11 protein-coding genes are annotated in these 15,106 nt (G+C 73.5%); 4 read left to right on the top strand and 7 right to left on the bottom strand.

Translation table 11 applies throughout. The features are described 5' to 3' along the window. Position 1: 1 nt before the first annotated feature. The 6 genes from ACZ7JA_RS32480 to ACZ7JA_RS32455 form a co-directional block, all read right to left on the bottom strand. The gene (locus ACZ7JA_RS32480; RefSeq protein ID WP_470811950.1) at positions 2-1,306 is read right to left on the bottom strand and encodes a M20/M25/M40 family metallo-hydrolase; all 1,305 of its coding nucleotides are present in this window, start codon (positions 1,304-1,306) and stop codon (positions 2-4) included. After that, a complete protein-coding gene (locus tag ACZ7JA_RS32475; RefSeq protein WP_351669047.1) occupies positions 1,299-2,132 on the bottom strand; it encodes a M55 family metallopeptidase in 834 nt (277 codons plus the stop codon). Before ACZ7JA_RS32475 ends, ACZ7JA_RS32480 begins: the two co-directional genes overlap by 8 nt. A 75-nt stretch (positions 2,133-2,207) precedes the next feature. Beyond that, a complete protein-coding gene (locus ACZ7JA_RS32470) occupies positions 2,208-2,927 on the bottom strand; it encodes a methyltransferase domain-containing protein (RefSeq protein WP_470811948.1) in 720 nt (239 codons plus the stop codon). Positions 2,928-3,067: 140 nt separating this feature from the next. Beyond that, positions 3,068-5,536, bottom strand: a complete 2,469-nt coding sequence (locus ACZ7JA_RS32465) for an ATP-binding SpoIIE family protein phosphatase (RefSeq protein ID WP_470811946.1) — start codon at positions 5,534-5,536, stop codon at positions 3,068-3,070. 155 nt (positions 5,537-5,691) lie between these two features. Next, positions 5,692-8,103 (bottom strand): MFS transporter, encoded by a 2,412-nt coding sequence (locus ACZ7JA_RS32460; protein WP_389453403.1) that lies wholly within the window; start codon positions 8,101-8,103, stop codon positions 5,692-5,694. A 228-nt stretch (positions 8,104-8,331) separates the two neighbouring features. Next, positions 8,332-8,775, bottom strand: a complete 444-nt coding sequence (locus ACZ7JA_RS32455) for an SRPBCC family protein (RefSeq protein ID WP_351669055.1) — start codon at positions 8,773-8,775, stop codon at positions 8,332-8,334. A gap of 134 nt (positions 8,776-8,909) precedes the next feature. Here ACZ7JA_RS32455 and ACZ7JA_RS32450 point away from each other — a divergent pair, with 134 nt between their 5' ends. The 3 genes from ACZ7JA_RS32450 (at position 8,910) to ACZ7JA_RS32440 (ending at position 12,314) form a co-directional block, all read left to right on the top strand. After that, a complete protein-coding gene (locus ACZ7JA_RS32450) occupies positions 8,910-9,950 on the top strand; it encodes an Rv2578c family radical SAM protein (RefSeq protein WP_389302028.1) in 1,041 nt (346 codons plus the stop codon). 188 nt (positions 9,951-10,138) lie between these two features. Next, a complete protein-coding gene (locus ACZ7JA_RS32445; protein ID WP_404029689.1) occupies positions 10,139-11,710 on the top strand; it encodes an alpha/beta hydrolase in 1,572 nt (523 codons plus the stop codon). Positions 11,711-11,789: 79 nt separating this feature from the next. After that, positions 11,790-12,314: a GNAT family N-acetyltransferase gene (locus ACZ7JA_RS32440; protein ID WP_389302034.1), complete on the top strand. Its 525-nt coding sequence runs from the start codon at positions 11,790-11,792 to the stop codon at positions 12,312-12,314. A 7-nt stretch (positions 12,315-12,321) separates the two neighbouring features. Here the strand turns inward: ACZ7JA_RS32440 and ACZ7JA_RS32435 are convergent, their stop codons facing one another. Continuing rightward, entirely contained in the window at positions 12,322-12,903 is a 582-nt protein-coding gene (locus ACZ7JA_RS32435; protein WP_351669063.1) for an adenylosuccinate lyase, read from the bottom strand. A 375-nt stretch (positions 12,904-13,278) separates the two neighbouring features. On the opposite strand from ACZ7JA_RS32435, the gene ACZ7JA_RS32430 reads away from it, so the two are divergent. Next, positions 13,279-15,084 (top strand): 3-hydroxyacyl-CoA dehydrogenase family protein, encoded by a 1,806-nt coding sequence (locus ACZ7JA_RS32430; RefSeq protein ID WP_470811941.1) that lies wholly within the window; start codon positions 13,279-13,281, stop codon positions 15,082-15,084. Positions 15,085-15,106 lie beyond the last annotated feature (22 nt).

Raw genomic sequence — 15,106 nt, 5'->3', positions numbered from 1 at the left:
CCTAGGCCGTCCGCAGGAACCGGTCGAGGACCCGGACGCCGAAGTGCAGCGCCTCCACGGGCACCCGCTCGTCGACGCCGTGGAAGAGCGCCTGGTAGTCGAGGTCCTCGGGGAGCTTCAGCGGCGCGAAGCCGTAGCCGGTGATGCCGAGCCGCGAGAACTGCTTGGCGTCCGTCCCGCCGGACATGCAGTACGGCACGACGTGCCCCTCGGGCGCGAACTCCTCGACGGCCGCCCGCATCCTCGCGTAGGTGGGCGAGTCCAGGGGGGCCTGCAGGGCGACCTCGTGGTGGGCGAACTCCCAGTCCACGTCCGGTCCGGTGAGCCGGTCGAGGGTGTCGCGGAACTCCTCCTCGCCGCCCGCGAGGTACCGCCCGTCCACGTAGGCGACGGCCTCGCCCGGGATGACGTTGACCTTGTAACCGGCGTCCAGCATCGTCGGGTTGGCGCTGTTGCGGACGGTGGCCTCGACCAGCTTGGCGGCCGGGCCCAGCTTCCTCAGCAGCCCGTCCACGTCCTCGAAGTCGGCGTCGACGCCGTACAGGCCGGCCAGTTCGCCGAGCGCGGCCCGCACGGTCGGGGTGAGCCTGAGCGGCCACTCGTGCTCGCCGATGCGGGTGACGGCGGCGGCGAGCCGGGTGACCGCGTTCTCCTTGTTCACCTTGGAGCCGTGTCCGGCCCGGCCGCGTGCGGTCAGCTTCAGCCAGCCGGTGCCCCGCTCCCCCGCGGCGATGGGGTAGAGCTGCCGCCCGGAGCCGTCGTGGAAGGTGAAGGCGCCCGACTCGCTGACGCCCTCGGTGCAGCCCTCGAACAGCTCCGGGTGCTCGTCGGCGAGGAACCCGGAGCCGTCCTCGGCGCTGGCCTCCTCGTCGGCGGTGAACGCGACGACGACGTCCCGGCGGGGCCGTACGCCCTGCCGCGCCCAGGAGCGGACGACCGCGAGGATCATCGCGTCCATGTTCTTCATGTCGACGGCGCCGCGCCCCCACACCACGCCGTCGCGGATCTCGCCCGAGAACGGGTCGACGCTCCAGTCGGCGGCCTCGGCCGGCACCACGTCGAGATGGCCGTGCACCAGCAGCGCGTCGGCGGACGGGTCGGTGCCCTCGATCCGGGCGACGACGTTGGTCCGCCCCCGGGTCCGCTCCAGCATCACGGGTTCCAGGCCCGCCCCGGCGAGGCGCTCGGCCGCGTACTCGGCGGCCGGCCGCTCCTGGCAGTCGCCGCCGCCCCGGTTGGTGGTGTCGATGCGGATCAGACCGGAGGTGAACTCCACCACCTCGTCCAGGGCCTGCTGGTCAGCCATACTGCTCCTCCACTGCGGCCGAGACGATCGTGGTGACCGCCTTGAAGGTCCGGATTCCCTCGTACATGGTCCCGCTGGTGTACGCCACCTTGCGCTCGCCGACGCGTGCCACGCCGGGCACGACGGTCGCGGCCATCGCCAGGTGCTCGGCGTCGAACTCGACGGCGACCGTGAACGGACCGGCCGCCACCGGCTCGTACCGGACGGCGAGCTGGGCGGCCTCCTTGGCCGCGGCGCGGATGTCGGCGGCGGTGCGGGTGGGAGTGCGGCACACCGCCGCGTACCGGGACACATGGTCCTTCACCGCGACCTTGCGCGCCTCGGGCGCGTACCCGAGAGCGTCCTCGCAGGCCAGGTCGTCGCCGGTGACGAGCACGACGGGGACGCCGTACTCGGCGACGACGTGCGCGTTGAGCAGACCCTCGCTCGCGCGGACGTCGTTCACCCACACCCCGGTGATCTGGTTCGCGAGGTAGGTGTGGGCGAGGACGCCCTCCATGCCGGCGCCCGCGTGGTAGCCGATGAACGCGATGCCGTCGACGTCGCCGTGCTGGACGCCCTCCACCATGGAGAGCGACTTGTGCCGCCCGGTGAGCATCTCGACCCGCTCGTCGAGCCGCTCCAGGAGCAGGTTGCGCATGGTCCAGTGGGCCTCGTTGACGAGCACCTGGTCGGCGCCGCCGTCGAAGAAGCCGAGCACCGCGGCGTTCACGTCGGAGGTGAACATGGAACGGCACCGCTCCCACTGCGGTGTCCCCGGGAGCACGTCGGCCGGCCAGGTGACGCCGGTGGCACCCTCCATGTCCGCACTGATGAGGATCTTCATGCACCGCACGTTACGCGGTGTCCCGGGGCGGCGGCTACGACCCCCGTACGTGTGACCGCCGGCCCCGGGGCCCCGTCACTTGCGGGCGAGCACGAACCAGCGGGCGGGCAGGTCGATGCGGGTGCCGTCGGCCAGGTGCTCGGTCTGCGGCACGGTGGTCTCACCGGTGGCCAGTATCTCCAGGCCGGCCTCGCCGAGCAGGCGCGGGATCTCCTCGTCGTCGGCGTCGGCGGGCTTGAGGCCGTGGTCGAAGACCCGGCGCAGCTTGGGCCCCGGCCCCTCGGGGCCGCCGGCGGCCTGCTTGAGGACGTCGCGGGACCCGGACGTCAGCTCGACGACGAACGCCCGCCCCTCGGAGCCGATGAGCTCGGCGACCGCGGCGGCCACCGCGGCGCGGGCGTGCGGCTCGCTCTGGTGGATGACGGCGCGCATGTACACGTTGCTGTCGCCGAGCCGCTCGTGCAGTTCCCGGACGGCGCCGCCGTCCGTCAGGTCGAGCTGCTGGAACTCGACCGGGCCGCCGTTCGCCGCGCGCCGTGCGTGCTCGACTGCGGCGTGCGAGAGGTCGACGCCGACGGCGCGGGCGAACCGGGTGGCGAGGAAGCGGGTCTGGGTGCCGTTGCCGCAGCCCAGGTCCACTATGGGGCGGCCGGTGTCCGCGTACGGCAGGAGCAGTGCGCTGTGCGGCTCGGCACTCAGGGACGGGTCGGAGTCCCAGATCGCCTCTCCCGTCCCGTCGGCGGTCTCCCGCCAGTAACTCTCCCAGTTGTCGCGATAGTTGTCCGAGACGTTCACGGCGATCTCCCCACGGTCGGTTGCTTGATCGGAATATCGCGATCGCCGTGTGCGGGGCAAGGGTCCGGAGGCCACCTTCACCGGATGTACGGGCCGTGGCCACCGCGGGGGGCGCGCTGAGCAGGCGGCGCGCCCCCGGCTCAGCGCCCTTCGGCGAGGCCCTGTTCGAACCAGACGGTCTTGCGGTGCCCGGTGGCGCTGGCGCCCCACTCGCGGGCCAGCCGGCTGACCACCCGCAGACCGCGCCCGGCCTCGTCGTACGGTCCCGCGGCGAGCATGGAGGGCAGGGCCGGCTCGTCGTCCGTGACCTCGAACAGCAGGGCGTCGGTGCGGACCACCCGGAGTCCGACCCGGCCGCCGCCGCCGTGCCGTACGGCGTTGGTGACGACCTCGCTGACCAGCAGCCGCGCCGTCTCCACGGCCTGCGGCAGGTCCCAGTCCAGCAGCCGCTCGCACACCAGGCCGCGGACCCGGCCGACCTCGCGCGGGTCGGCATCGACGTGCCATTCGGCGACGTGGTCGCCGGGGATGCCGTTGAGCCGGGCCATGAGCAGGGCGACGTCGTCCTTGCGGCCGCCGTGGGTGTTGAGGGCCCGGATGATGGTGTCGCAGGCGTCGTCCATCGAGGCCGCGGGGTGGGCGGCGGACTCGCAGAGCGCGGCCAGGCCCTCGCCGATGTCGGAGCCACGCACCTCGACCAGGCCGTCGGTGCACAGCACCAGCCGGTCGCCGGGCGCGACCCGGACGACGGTGGCCTCGAAGGGGACACCGCCCACGCCTATGGGCGCGCCGGTCGGCAGGTCGAGCAGTTCGCTGCGGCCGTCCTCGGCCCGCACCAGCACGGGCGGGATGTGCCCGGCGTTGGCGAGGTGCAGTTCGCCGCGGATCGGGTCGTAGACCGCGTAGAGGCAGGTGGCGAGGTAGTTCTCGCCGAGCCGGCGGGCGAGGTCGTCGAGGTTGCGCAGCAGCTGGGCGGGCGGCGTCTCCATGGTGGCCATGGTCTGCACGGCCGTGCGCAACTGGCCCATCATCGCGGCCGAGTTCAGCCCGTGGCCCATCACGTCGCCGACGACGAGGGCGGTGCGGGAGCCGGGCAGTTTGATGGTGTCGAACCAGTCGCCGCCGATCCGGCCGAGCCGGGTGCCGGGCAGATAGCGGGTCGCCACGTCGCAGCCGGCCATCCGCGGGGTGACCTGCGGCAGCATGCTGTCCTGCAGGGTGTCGGCGACGTTCTCCTGGTAGGTGTACATACGGGCGTTGTCGAGCACCAGGCCCGCGCGTGCGGCGAGTTCGGCGCCCGTGGTGCGGTCCATGTCATCGAACGCGGCGCGGTCCGGGCGGCGCATCAGCACCATGAAGCCGAGGACGACGTTGCGCGCCTTGAGCGGCACGATCAGCAGCGAGCGGCCGCCGATGAGCGGCCTGAGGTCGCGCTTCTCGAACTCGCCGGAGATGCGGTTGGACAGCTCCTCGGTGACCCTCGGGATCAGCACCGGCTCGCCCGTCACCATGCACCGGTAGAACGGGGTGTGCTCGGGGAAGGCGAACGTCTCGCCGACCGGCACGGTGTCGTCCCAGCGGCCCGGTTCGTCGTTGTGCTCGACCCAGACCCGGTGCATCACCGTGCTGGCGTCCGGCGGGCCGTCCGGGAAGCCCTCGCCCGCCAGCACCGCCGAGCGCAGGTGGGTGCCGGCGAAGTCCGCGAAGCGGGGCACGGCGGCGCTGGTGACCTCGCGGATGGTCTCGCCGAGGTCGAGCGAGGTGCCGATGCCGGAGCTGACCTCGTTGAGGAACTCCAGCCGCTCGCGCACGGCGGCGTACTCCAGGTCCAGCTCCGCTCCGGCCGGGATCACGGGCGCGGTCCGCTGCTGCGGCACGACCGCCTCGGCGCGGTTGCGGCCGGGGCGGCGCGGCACACCCCAGTACGGGGTCACGGGCACCCGGTCGAACTGGCTGAACTCCAGCACGGGATAGCCGAGTTCGAGGATCTGGGAGACGATGCGGCCGCTGAGGTCGGGGCCCATGTTGGGCAGGACCTCGGGGAGCCGGCGCTCCAGTTCGTCGGAGGCGGGGAGTTCGGTGTGGCGGGCGAAGCCGGGTGAGATGTGCTCGGCCGTCTCGTCGTCGTAGCCGCGCTCCTCGCGCAGCCGGACGGCGTCGGCGGCGAGCACCAGCAGCCGGAACGGGCCCGGGCCGACCAGCGGGTAGGCCCACCAGAGGACGTCGATCCGCTCGTCGTCGGTCGCCTCGGCGCCGGACCGCCCCTCCTTGTGCGGGAACTGGCGGGCCCGGCCGGCGGTCGGGTAGGCGGTGCGGCCGCCGAGGGAGGCCTCCAGGTCGGGACCGAGCTCGTCGTACGCCTCGTAGGCGTCCGGCATCGGGTCGTCGTGCGGGTCGTCGGAGAGCGCGCCGGAGACCGGCAGCAGATCCACCGCGGGACGCCCGACCGCCTCCTGCCGCCCGACGCCGAACAGGCGGCCCGCGCCGCTGCTCCAGTGGGACACGAGACCGTCGCGGTCGACGACCACCACGGCAAGCGGAATCCGGCCCGCCGCGGCCTCGCCGGCGCCGCGGCCGGGAGGTGTGTCCCGCTCGCTGCCACGGTCCATGGCCCAGGCCCTCTCTCCCCACGGCTGTTCGCAAACGATCTGTGCCGCCCGCCACTACGGTACGGCGGCGGCCGGGCGCGATGTGCGGCAATCCCCGAATTGGTCTCCGCCTCGCGCACCGGCGCGCGGCCGGTCGGCCTGCGGGCGCCGTCCCGTCAGTCCTCGTGCCCCAGTTGCAGATCGCGTTCCGTGCGGCCGCCGCCCGCGACCTGCAGGACGGTCGCGACCGGCGGGTAGCCTGCGGCGATCACCGTGTACTCGCCGGAGGACAGGTCCACGAACCGGAACGCTCCGTCGGCTCCGGTGGTGAGGGTGTCCACCACGTTCCCGGCGGCGTCCAGGAGCGTGACGCGGGCGTCCTCCACCGCGCGGCCGCCGCTCGCCCGGACGGTGCCCCGCAGTACGGCGCCGCCCGCGAGCTCGACGTCCTGCCGGGTCTCCCGGGCGGCCTGCACGGTGACCGGGAGCGCGGCGGGCCGGAAGGCGGGCGCGCTGGCCGCGAGGGTGTACTCGCCCGCCACCAGCTCGGTGATGACGTAGCCGCCCTCCCGCCCGCTGCGGGTGCTGGCGACGACCTCGCCGTGCACGTTGGTGAGGGTGACGGTGGCGTCCCGGACGGGGCTGCCGTCGGCGGTGAGCACGCTGCCGGCGAGGCGTCCCGCGCCGCCGAGGACGACGTCGAGCTCCACGGGCCGCTCGCCGACGGTGACGGAGACGGCCTGCGGCTGGTGGCCGCCGGCGGCGGCGATCAGCACGTACGAGCCGACGCCGGGCGTGGCGAGCGCGTAGCGCCCGTCGTCGCCGCTCGCACCGCGTCCGATCTGCTGTCCGGCGACGTCGATGAGGGTGAGCGCCGCGCGGGGCACCACGGTCCCGTCGGGGTGCTGCACCGTGCCGCAGACGGGGATCCCGGCCGCGTACGGCGAGCGCGGCGCCCCGGCCGGGGGCTGGTGGCGGGCCTGCGGGATGGGGCTGGTCGCGGACACGGGCTCGGTTTCGGCGGCGTTGTGGGACACCAGCGGTTTCTCCTTGAGGAAGAAGGCGATGATCAGGCCGAGGACGAGCACCGGGACCAGGTAGAGGAAGATCCGGGGCATCGCGTCGGCGTAGGCGCGGATGTAGGCGTCGCGCAGCGCCGGTGGCAGCGCGTGCACGAGCTGCGGGGTCAGGGACTCGGGGTCGGGCAGCCCGGCGCCCGCGCTCGGCGGCAGTTCGCGCCGCAGGGCGTCGGTGAGCCGGCCGGCGAACAGCGTGCCGAAGACGGCGGCGCCGACGCTGCCGCCGATCTGCCGGAAGTAGTTGTTGGCGCTGGTGGCGGTGCCGAGGTCGGCGGGGCGCACGGAGTTCTGCACGGCGAGCACCAGGACCGGCATCACCAGGCCGATGCCGGCGCCGAGGACGGCCATCCAGACGCTGTAGTACAGCCGGGGCGTGTCCACCTCGAGCCGGGACAGCAGCCACATGCCCACGGCGGACAGGGCGCCGCCGAGGACGGGGTAGAGCTTGTACCGCCCGGTGTGGCTGATGAGCTGTCCGCCGGCGATCGAGGCGCCGACGATGCCGCCCATCATGGGCAGCATCAGCAGCCCGGACTCGGTGGCGCTGGCCCCGTCGACCATCTGCAGGAAGGTCGGCAGGTAGCTGGCGGCGCCGAACAGCGCCACGCCGATCACCAGGCCGACCAGACCGGTGACGTTGAAGACGGAGTCCCGGAACAGGCGGAGCGGGATGAGGGGTTCGGCGGCGAAGCGCTCGGCGACGACGAAGAGGACGGTGGCCGCCAGGGCGCCCGCGCCGAGGCCGATGATCTCCCGCGAGCCCCAGGCGTACTCGGTGCCGCCCCAGCTCGTCAGCAGCACCAGGCAGGTGGAGGCGGCGGCGAGCAGCAGCGCGCCGGGCACGTCGAGGCGGGCGCGGACGCGGGGCCTGGGCAGTTTGAGCACCGCCGAGACGACGGCGAGGGTGAGCAGGCCGAAGGGGACGTTGATGTAGAAGCACCAGCGCCAGGACAGGTGGTCGGTGAAGTAGCCGCCGAGCAGCGGGCCGGCGACGGAGGCGACGCCGAACGCGGCGCCGATCAGGCCCATGTAGCGGCCGCGCTGCCGGGGCGGCACGATGTCGGCGATGATCGCCTGCACCCCGATCATCAGCCCGCCCGCGCCGACGCCCTGGACGGCGCGGAAGGCGATGAGCTGGTCCATGCTCTGCGCCCGCCCGGCGAGCGCGGAACCGGCCACGAAGACGACGATCGCGAACTGGAAGACGCCCTTGCGGCCGAAGAGGTCGCCGAGCTTGCCGTACAGCGGCAGCCCGATGGTGGCGGTGAGCAGGTAGGCGGTGATCGCCCAGGACATCTTGTCCAGGCCGTGCAGCTCGCCGACGATCTTCGGCAGCGCGGTGGCGACGATCATCTGCTCCAGCGCGGCGAGCAGCAGCGCGAGCATGAGCCCGAGGAACACCAACCGCACGCGCCTCGCGTCGAGTTCGGCGGTCCGGGGCGGTGGGGGCGCGGCCGTCCCGGGGGGTGCCGTGACCGGCTCGTCCCGCACCAGAGTCGTCCCACCCACGTACCGCTCCCCTCGTCGCACCTGTCACACAATTCCCGCGCAAGACGACAACTGCGGACAAGTACGGCGAGTTACGGCACAAGCTCGAACGGGATGCGAATCCACTCGAACCGGTGAGGAGCACAACACCCCGGCGCGGGGCGGCCTTTGGGATCGGACGGAGATCGGACGCGGATCAGACGCGGATCAGACGGAGGCCAGGCCGAGGTCAGGCGCGGACGCGCCCGGTCACTTCTCGACCTCGCGCGCCAGGTTGGCGAGGACGGCGTCGTAGATCCGGCCGAGGCCCTTGGGCGCGAAGGTCCGCTCGAAGAAGCCGCCGACGCCGCCGGCGCCCTGCCAGGTGGTGGTGACGACGACCCGGGAGCCGCCCTCGCCGGCCGGGGTGACGCGCCAGGTGGTGACCATGGAGGAGTTGCGGTCCTTCTCGACCAGCTCGCCGTCGGTCGGCTCGCTGACCTCCAGCAGGCAGTCGCGCACCCGCTTGCTGGTGGCCTGGAGCTTCCAGTGCACGAGGGTGCCCTCGCCGTCGCCGCCCTCGCGGACCTCGTACTCGCTGAAGTGCTCGGGCAGCAGCCGCTGCCGCGTGCCGCTGTAGTCGGCGAGGGCGTCGAACACCTTCTCCGCGTCCGCCGCGACGACCCGCTCCGTAGTGGCCTCGACCTGCGCCATTGCGTTCCTCCAGGACCAGATTTCTCGAAGAGGGATCAAGCCAACCACCCCGGCGCCCGGCCGCCCAAATCGGGGTCGCACGATCATGGGAACAGATGTTCTATTCTGTGCGGCAGTGCTACCGAGGAGGCGTCATGCGCTGGGAGAACCTCACGGGCGAGACCGAACACCGCCGGGCCGACCCCGCCCTGTTCGGCGCGGACGCGGTGACCACCCGCACCTTCGACACGCCCGAGTTCGCGGGGATGACCTTCCACGAGGTCCGGGCGCGCTCGATCCTGAACCGGGTGCCGGGCGCCTCCCGGATGCCGTTCGAGTGGACGGTGAACCCGTACCGCGGCTGCACGCACGCGTGCGTGTACTGCTTCGCCCGCAAGACGCACGGCTATCTGGACCTCGACACGGGCATCGGCTTCGACACCCAGATCGTGGTGAAGGTGAACGCACCCGAACTGCTGCGCCGCCAGCTCGCCTCGCGCCGGTGGCTGGGCGACCACGTGGCGATGGGCACCAACGTCGACTGCTACCAGCGCGCCGAGGGCCGCTACCGGCTGATGCCGGGCATCATCTCGGCCCTCACCGAGCGCGCGAACCCCTTCTCGATCCTGACCAAGGGCACCCTGATCCTGCGCGACCTGGAACTGCTGACCCGGGCCGCCCGGGTGACGGACGTCGGCATCTCGGTCTCGGTGGGCTTCACGGACAACGCGCTGTGGCGCACCGTGGAGCCGGGCACGCCCGCGCCCGAGCGCCGGCTGGACGTGGTCCGCGTCCTCGGCGAGCACGGCATCGGCTGCGGGGTGCTGATGGCGCCGGTCATCCCCTTCCTGAGCGACCACCCGGACCGGCTCCGGGAGACGGTCCGGGCCATCGCGGCGTCCGGGGCCACCTCGGTCACGCCCCTGGTGCTGCATCTGCGGCCGGGCGCGCGGGAGTGGTTCATGACCTGGCTCGGGCAGCACCACCCGCACCTGGTGCGCCGCTACGAGCGGCTGTACGCGGAGGGCGCCTACGCGCCCAAGTGGTACCAGCGCCGGATCACCCGTCAGGTGCACGAACTGGCCCAGGAGTACGGCATCGGCCCCGCGCGCGCGGGAGCGGCCCGGCGGATCCGCCCGGCCGGGGCCGCCGAGGCGCCCGCTCCCGCCGAGCCGACCCAGCTCACCCTGCTCTGAGGGCTCCGGACCGGAGCGGCTCCGAGCGCGCCCGACTCCGGGAGCGCCGCTGGGAGCGTTGGAGGGCATCCCTCGGACCAATTGGGTCAAGTATGGGCAGAAAGGGTTCTGCGGGGGCCTGATTCCGGGACGATCCGGCGAGGACCGTGATCACACGGTTCGCGTCACCCTCCGTCCCGGGAGGACCCATGAGGACACGCGCAGCCGTGCTGTGCGCAGCCGCCGCCATGGTGGCGGGCTCGGTCACGGCCGTCCCCGCGCAGGCGGCCCCCGCCGCTCCGGCGCCGAAGCTCGTCTGGAAGAAGTGCGGCACCGACGACTACCCGACCCTGCAGTGCGCGTCGCTGAAGGTGCCGCTGGACCACGCGCGGCCGGCCGGCCGGCAGATCACGCTCGCCCTGTCCCGCGTCCCGCACACCGCTCCGGCCTCCCAGGGACCGCTGCTGGTCAACCCCGGCGGCCCCGGCGGCAGCGGTCTCAAGCTCGCCGGCTACGTCGCGTCGGCGCTGCCGAAGGCGGTCGCGGCCCAGTACGACGTCATCGGCTTCGACCCGCGGGGCGTCGGGAAGAGCACGCCGGCGCTGGACTGCTCGGCCGGCCGCTTCAAGCCGGTGCGGCCCGACACCGTGCCCGCGACGCCCGCGCTGGAGCGGGCGAACCTGGAGCGCGCCCTGTCCTTCGCCGCCGCCTGCGGCCGCAAGTACGCGGACGTGCTGCCGTACATCGACACCGTCGACGCCGTCCGGGACATGGACGCCGTCCGCCGGGCCCTCGGCGCGCCGCGCATCAGCTACTTCGGGTACTCGTACGGCACCTACCTGGGCGCGGTGTACGCCAAGCTCTACCCCGAGCGGGTGCGGCGCCTGGTGCTGGACTCGGTCGTGGACCCGACGGGCGTCTGGTACGAGGACAACATCGGCCAGGACTACGCCTTCGACGCCCGCCACCGCGCCCTGATGGCGTGGATCGCCCGGCACGACGCCACGTACCGGCTCGGCAAGGACCCGGCGAAGGTCGAGGCCCGGTGGTACGCGATGCGCGCGGCCCTGGCGAAGAAGCCGGCCGGCGGCAAGGTGGGCGCCGCCGAACTGGAGGACGCCTTCATCCCCGGCGGCTACTACAACGGCTACTGGCCGCACCTCGCGGCGGCGTTCGCGGCCTACGCCAACGAGGGCAGGACCGGGCCGCTGGTGAAGGCGTACCAGGACTACGGCGCGGTGGACGGCCCGGGCGACAACGGGTACAGCGTCTACGCGGCGGTGCAGTGCCGTGACGTGTCCTGGCCGCGCGACTGGAACCGCTGGCGGACGGAGACCTGGGGGGTGTACGCGAAGGCGCCCTTCATGGCCTGGAACAACGCCTGGTACAACGCGCCGTGCGCGTTCTGGCCGACCGGGACGCTGCGGCCGGTCGACGTCGCCAACAGGAAGCTGCCCCCGGCACTGCTGTTCCAGGCGACCGACGACGCGGCCACGCCGTACGCGGGCGGGGCGACGGCCCACCGGCTGCTGGCGGGCTCCCGGCTCGTGGTCGAGCAGGGCGGCGGCAACCACGGCATCAGCCTCAGCGGCAACGCGTGCCTGGACCGCTACCTGGCCGACTACCTGTCCGACGGCAGACTCCCGCGCCAGGCCGGCGTGGCGGGGGCGGCCGACGCGGTCTGCCAGAGGTCGCCGGACCCCGTACCCCCGTCCGGCAAGGCGGCCCCGACGGCCTCGCGCGGCGCGGAGCTGCACCGGCTGCTGGGTTTCCGCCGCTGACCGGCCGGCCCGGCCGCGCGAGGGCCGGTCCGCCGGATATTCAGGGGCGCCGGGCGGACCGGTTCCCTAGGGTGCGGTCATGGACGACCCCTCCCTCCGCATCCGCCCGATGGTCCTCGGCGACTGCGACCGTGTCTCGGAGATCCGGATCCGGGGCTGGCGGCACGCCTACCGCGGGCTCATGCCGCAGCCGTATCTCGACGCGCTGAGCGTGGCGCGGGACGCCGAGCGGCGCCGTACCTGGTTCGAGCAGGGGAACGGCGCGGTGGTGAACCTGGTCGCCGAGCGGGGCGGCGAGGTGGTCGGCTGGGCCGCGTACGGGCCGTACCGCGACGGTGAAGTGCGCACCGGGGACGCCGAGTTGTACGCCGTCTACCTCGACCCGGACCATCTGGGCACGGGCGTGGGCCGGGCGCTGCTCGCGGAGTCGGTCGAGCGGTGCGCCGGGCACCCGCGCATGTTGCTGTGGGTGCTGAAGGAGAACACGCGGGCCCGCCGCTTCTACGAGCGCGCCGGGTTCCGCTGGGACGGCGCCGAGGAGCCCTTCGAGGCGGGCGGCGAACTCGTGCCCGAGGTGCGGTACGCGCGGGCGCTGGGCGGCTGAGCCGGCGTCACTTCCGCTCCTGGCGCGGGATGCGCGCCAGCGCGCGTACCGCCGCCTCGGCGAGCGCCGGGTGCGCCAGGGCCTCGCCCAGCACCCGCCGGGCGCGGGCGTCGCCGAGCGCGCCGAGACCGTCCACGCAGGCGAGGGCCACCCGCCGGTAGGGGTCGTGCGGGCGCAGCCGGCGCTCCAGGGTGGTGATCAGCGCGGGCACGGACTCCGGGGCGCGCAGCTCGACCAGGAGCCGTACCGGGTGCAGGGCGTAGGCGACGCGCAGTTCGTTGGTGGCGAGGGCCGCCGCGGCGCGGGCCGTGCGCGGGTCGCCGAGCCGGGCGAGGGCGTGGGCGGCCGAGGCGCAGCGGGGCGGGTCGCGGTGGTTGAGCAGCAGCACGAGCGCCTCGAAGGCGCGCCGGTCGCCGGCCCGGCCCAGCCGGAACGCCGCCAGTTCCCGGGCCCACAGCGGCTGTCCGGGCGCGGTGAGCACCTCGGCGAGTTCGTCGTGGTCCCCGGTCGTCAGCAGCCGCTCGTAGCCGGGTGAGCCGTGCGACTCCTGCCGTAAGCGTTCCGTGAGCGATCGCAACTCTTCGTCCACGGTGCCAGCGTAGGCGGGTCTCCCGGGTGGAGGGAGCTACATCACAAAGTCGGCTTCGGCGCGGGGCTGGCGCGCTCGTTACCGGCCGGTTAAGCTCAGACGAGCGAGTTACCCACTCGCGTTCGCTCACGACGGTTTGGTGACGCAGCCGTCGTGCGCCGGTCGGTTCGGTACCTCGGTACCGCAGTACGACCCGGCTCCGGGACAGAGCCGGTCGGAATTCCGCCGCTCCCGGGCGTGTGCACGCCCGCGGTGCCGGCACCGGGCGTGTGCGCCAGCAGCCCGGCAACACCCGCACTCCTTCCCGCCCCGGTGTGCGCCTTCGGGCGCACCCGGCGCGTTCCCAGTCGTCACCCTCATTCCTGGAGTCCCGCGATGGCCACTCCCCTGTCCGACACCAATCTGTCCCCGCTCAAGACGATCGCCGTCGTCGGTCTCGGCACCATGGGCACCGGCATCACCGAGGTTCTCGCGAAGGCGGGCCGCGAGGTGATCGGCATCGACGTCGCCGAGGCCCAGACCGCGCGGGCGCTCGCCGCCCTGGAGTCCGCCGCCGCCCGTGCCGTCGAGCGCGGCCGGCTGACCGAGGAGGACCGCGCCGGCCTGCTGGCCCGGGTCCGCCTCTCCACCGACCTGCGCGCGGCGGCCGACGCCGACCTGGTCATCGAGGTGGTCCCGGAGTCGTACGAGGTCAAGCACCAGATCTTCCGCGAGCTGGACGGCATCGTGCGTCCGGAGACCATCCTGGCGACCGGCACCAACGCGCTGTCCGTCACCCGGCTCGCCGCCGACTCCGCGCGCCCCGAGCGGGTGCTGGGCCTGCACTTCTTCAACCCGGCCCCGGCGATGAAGCTGGTCGAGGTCGTCTCCTCGGTGCTGACCGCGCCGGCCGCGGTCGCCGCGGTCACGGACCTCGCGATCGAGCTGGGCAAGGAGCCGGTCGCGGTCGGCGACCGCCCCGGGTTCGTCGCGGACGGGCTGCTGTTCGGCTACCTCAACCAGGCCGCCGCCATGTACGAGGCGAAGTACGCCTCCCGCGAGGACATCGACGCCGCGATGCGGCTCGGCTGCGGCCTGCCCATGGGCCCCCTCGCCCTGCTGGACCTGATCGGCGTCGACACCGCGCGCACGGTGCTGGACGCCATGTACGCCGAGTCCCGCGACCGGCTGCACGCCCCCGCCCCGATCCTCAAGCAGCTCAGCGAGGCGGGCCTGACCGGCCGCAAGTCCGGGCGCGGCTTCTACACCTACGAGGCGCCGGGCAGCGCCGCGGTCGTGCCGGACCCGCTGACGCCGGCCGCCGGCGGCGCCGGGGCCGAGGGGCGCCCGGTCCGGTCCGTGGGCGTCGCGGGCTCGGGCACCATGGCCTCCGGTATCGCCGAGGTGTTCGCCAAGGCGGGCTACGAGGTCGTCCTCGCCGCCCGCAGCGAGGAGAAGGCGCAGACCGCGAAGGCCCGTATCGGCAAGTCGCTTTCGCGCTCTGTCGACAAGGGCCGGATGACCGCCGAGGCGGCCGCCGAGACCCTGGACCGGATCACCCCTGCGGGTTCCTACGACGCCTTCGCCGACGTCGACCTGGCGGTCGAGGCGGTCGCCGAGGACCTGGAGGTCAAGCGGCAGCTCTTCGCCGCGCTGGACAAGGTCTGCAAGCCGGGCGCGGTGCTCGCCACCACCACCTCCTCGCTGCCCGTCGTCGCCTGCGCCCGCGCCACCTCGCGCCCGCAGGACGTGATCGGCATGCACTTCTTCAACCCGGCCCCGGCCATGAAGCTGGTCGAGGTCGTGCGCACGGTCCTGACGGCCGACGACGTGCACGCCACCGTCCGCGAGGTCTGCGGGCGGATCCGCAAGCACGCCGTGGACTGCGGCGACCGGGCCGGCTTCATCGTGAACGCGCTGCTGTTCCCGTACCTCAACAACGCGATCAAGATGGTCCAGGAGCACTACGCGACGCTGGACGACATCGACGCGGCGATGAAGCTCGGCGGCGGCTACCCGATGGGCCCGTTCGAGCTGCTGGACGTGGTGGGCCTGGACGTCTCGCTGGCGATCGAGAAGGTGCTGCACCGCGAGTTCCGCGACCCGGGCCTGGCCCCGGCGCCGCTGCTGGAGCACCTGGTGGCCGCGGGCTGCCTGGGCCGCAAGACCGGCCGCGGCTTCCGCGAGTATGCCCGCCGCTGACGGCGTCGGCGACTGGTCCCGC

The sequence above is a fragment of the Streptomyces sp. NPDC038135 genome (assembly GCF_055601245.1).
Note: the sequence above shows the minus strand (reverse complement) of the source record. Positions and strands in the feature narration are given on the sequence as shown.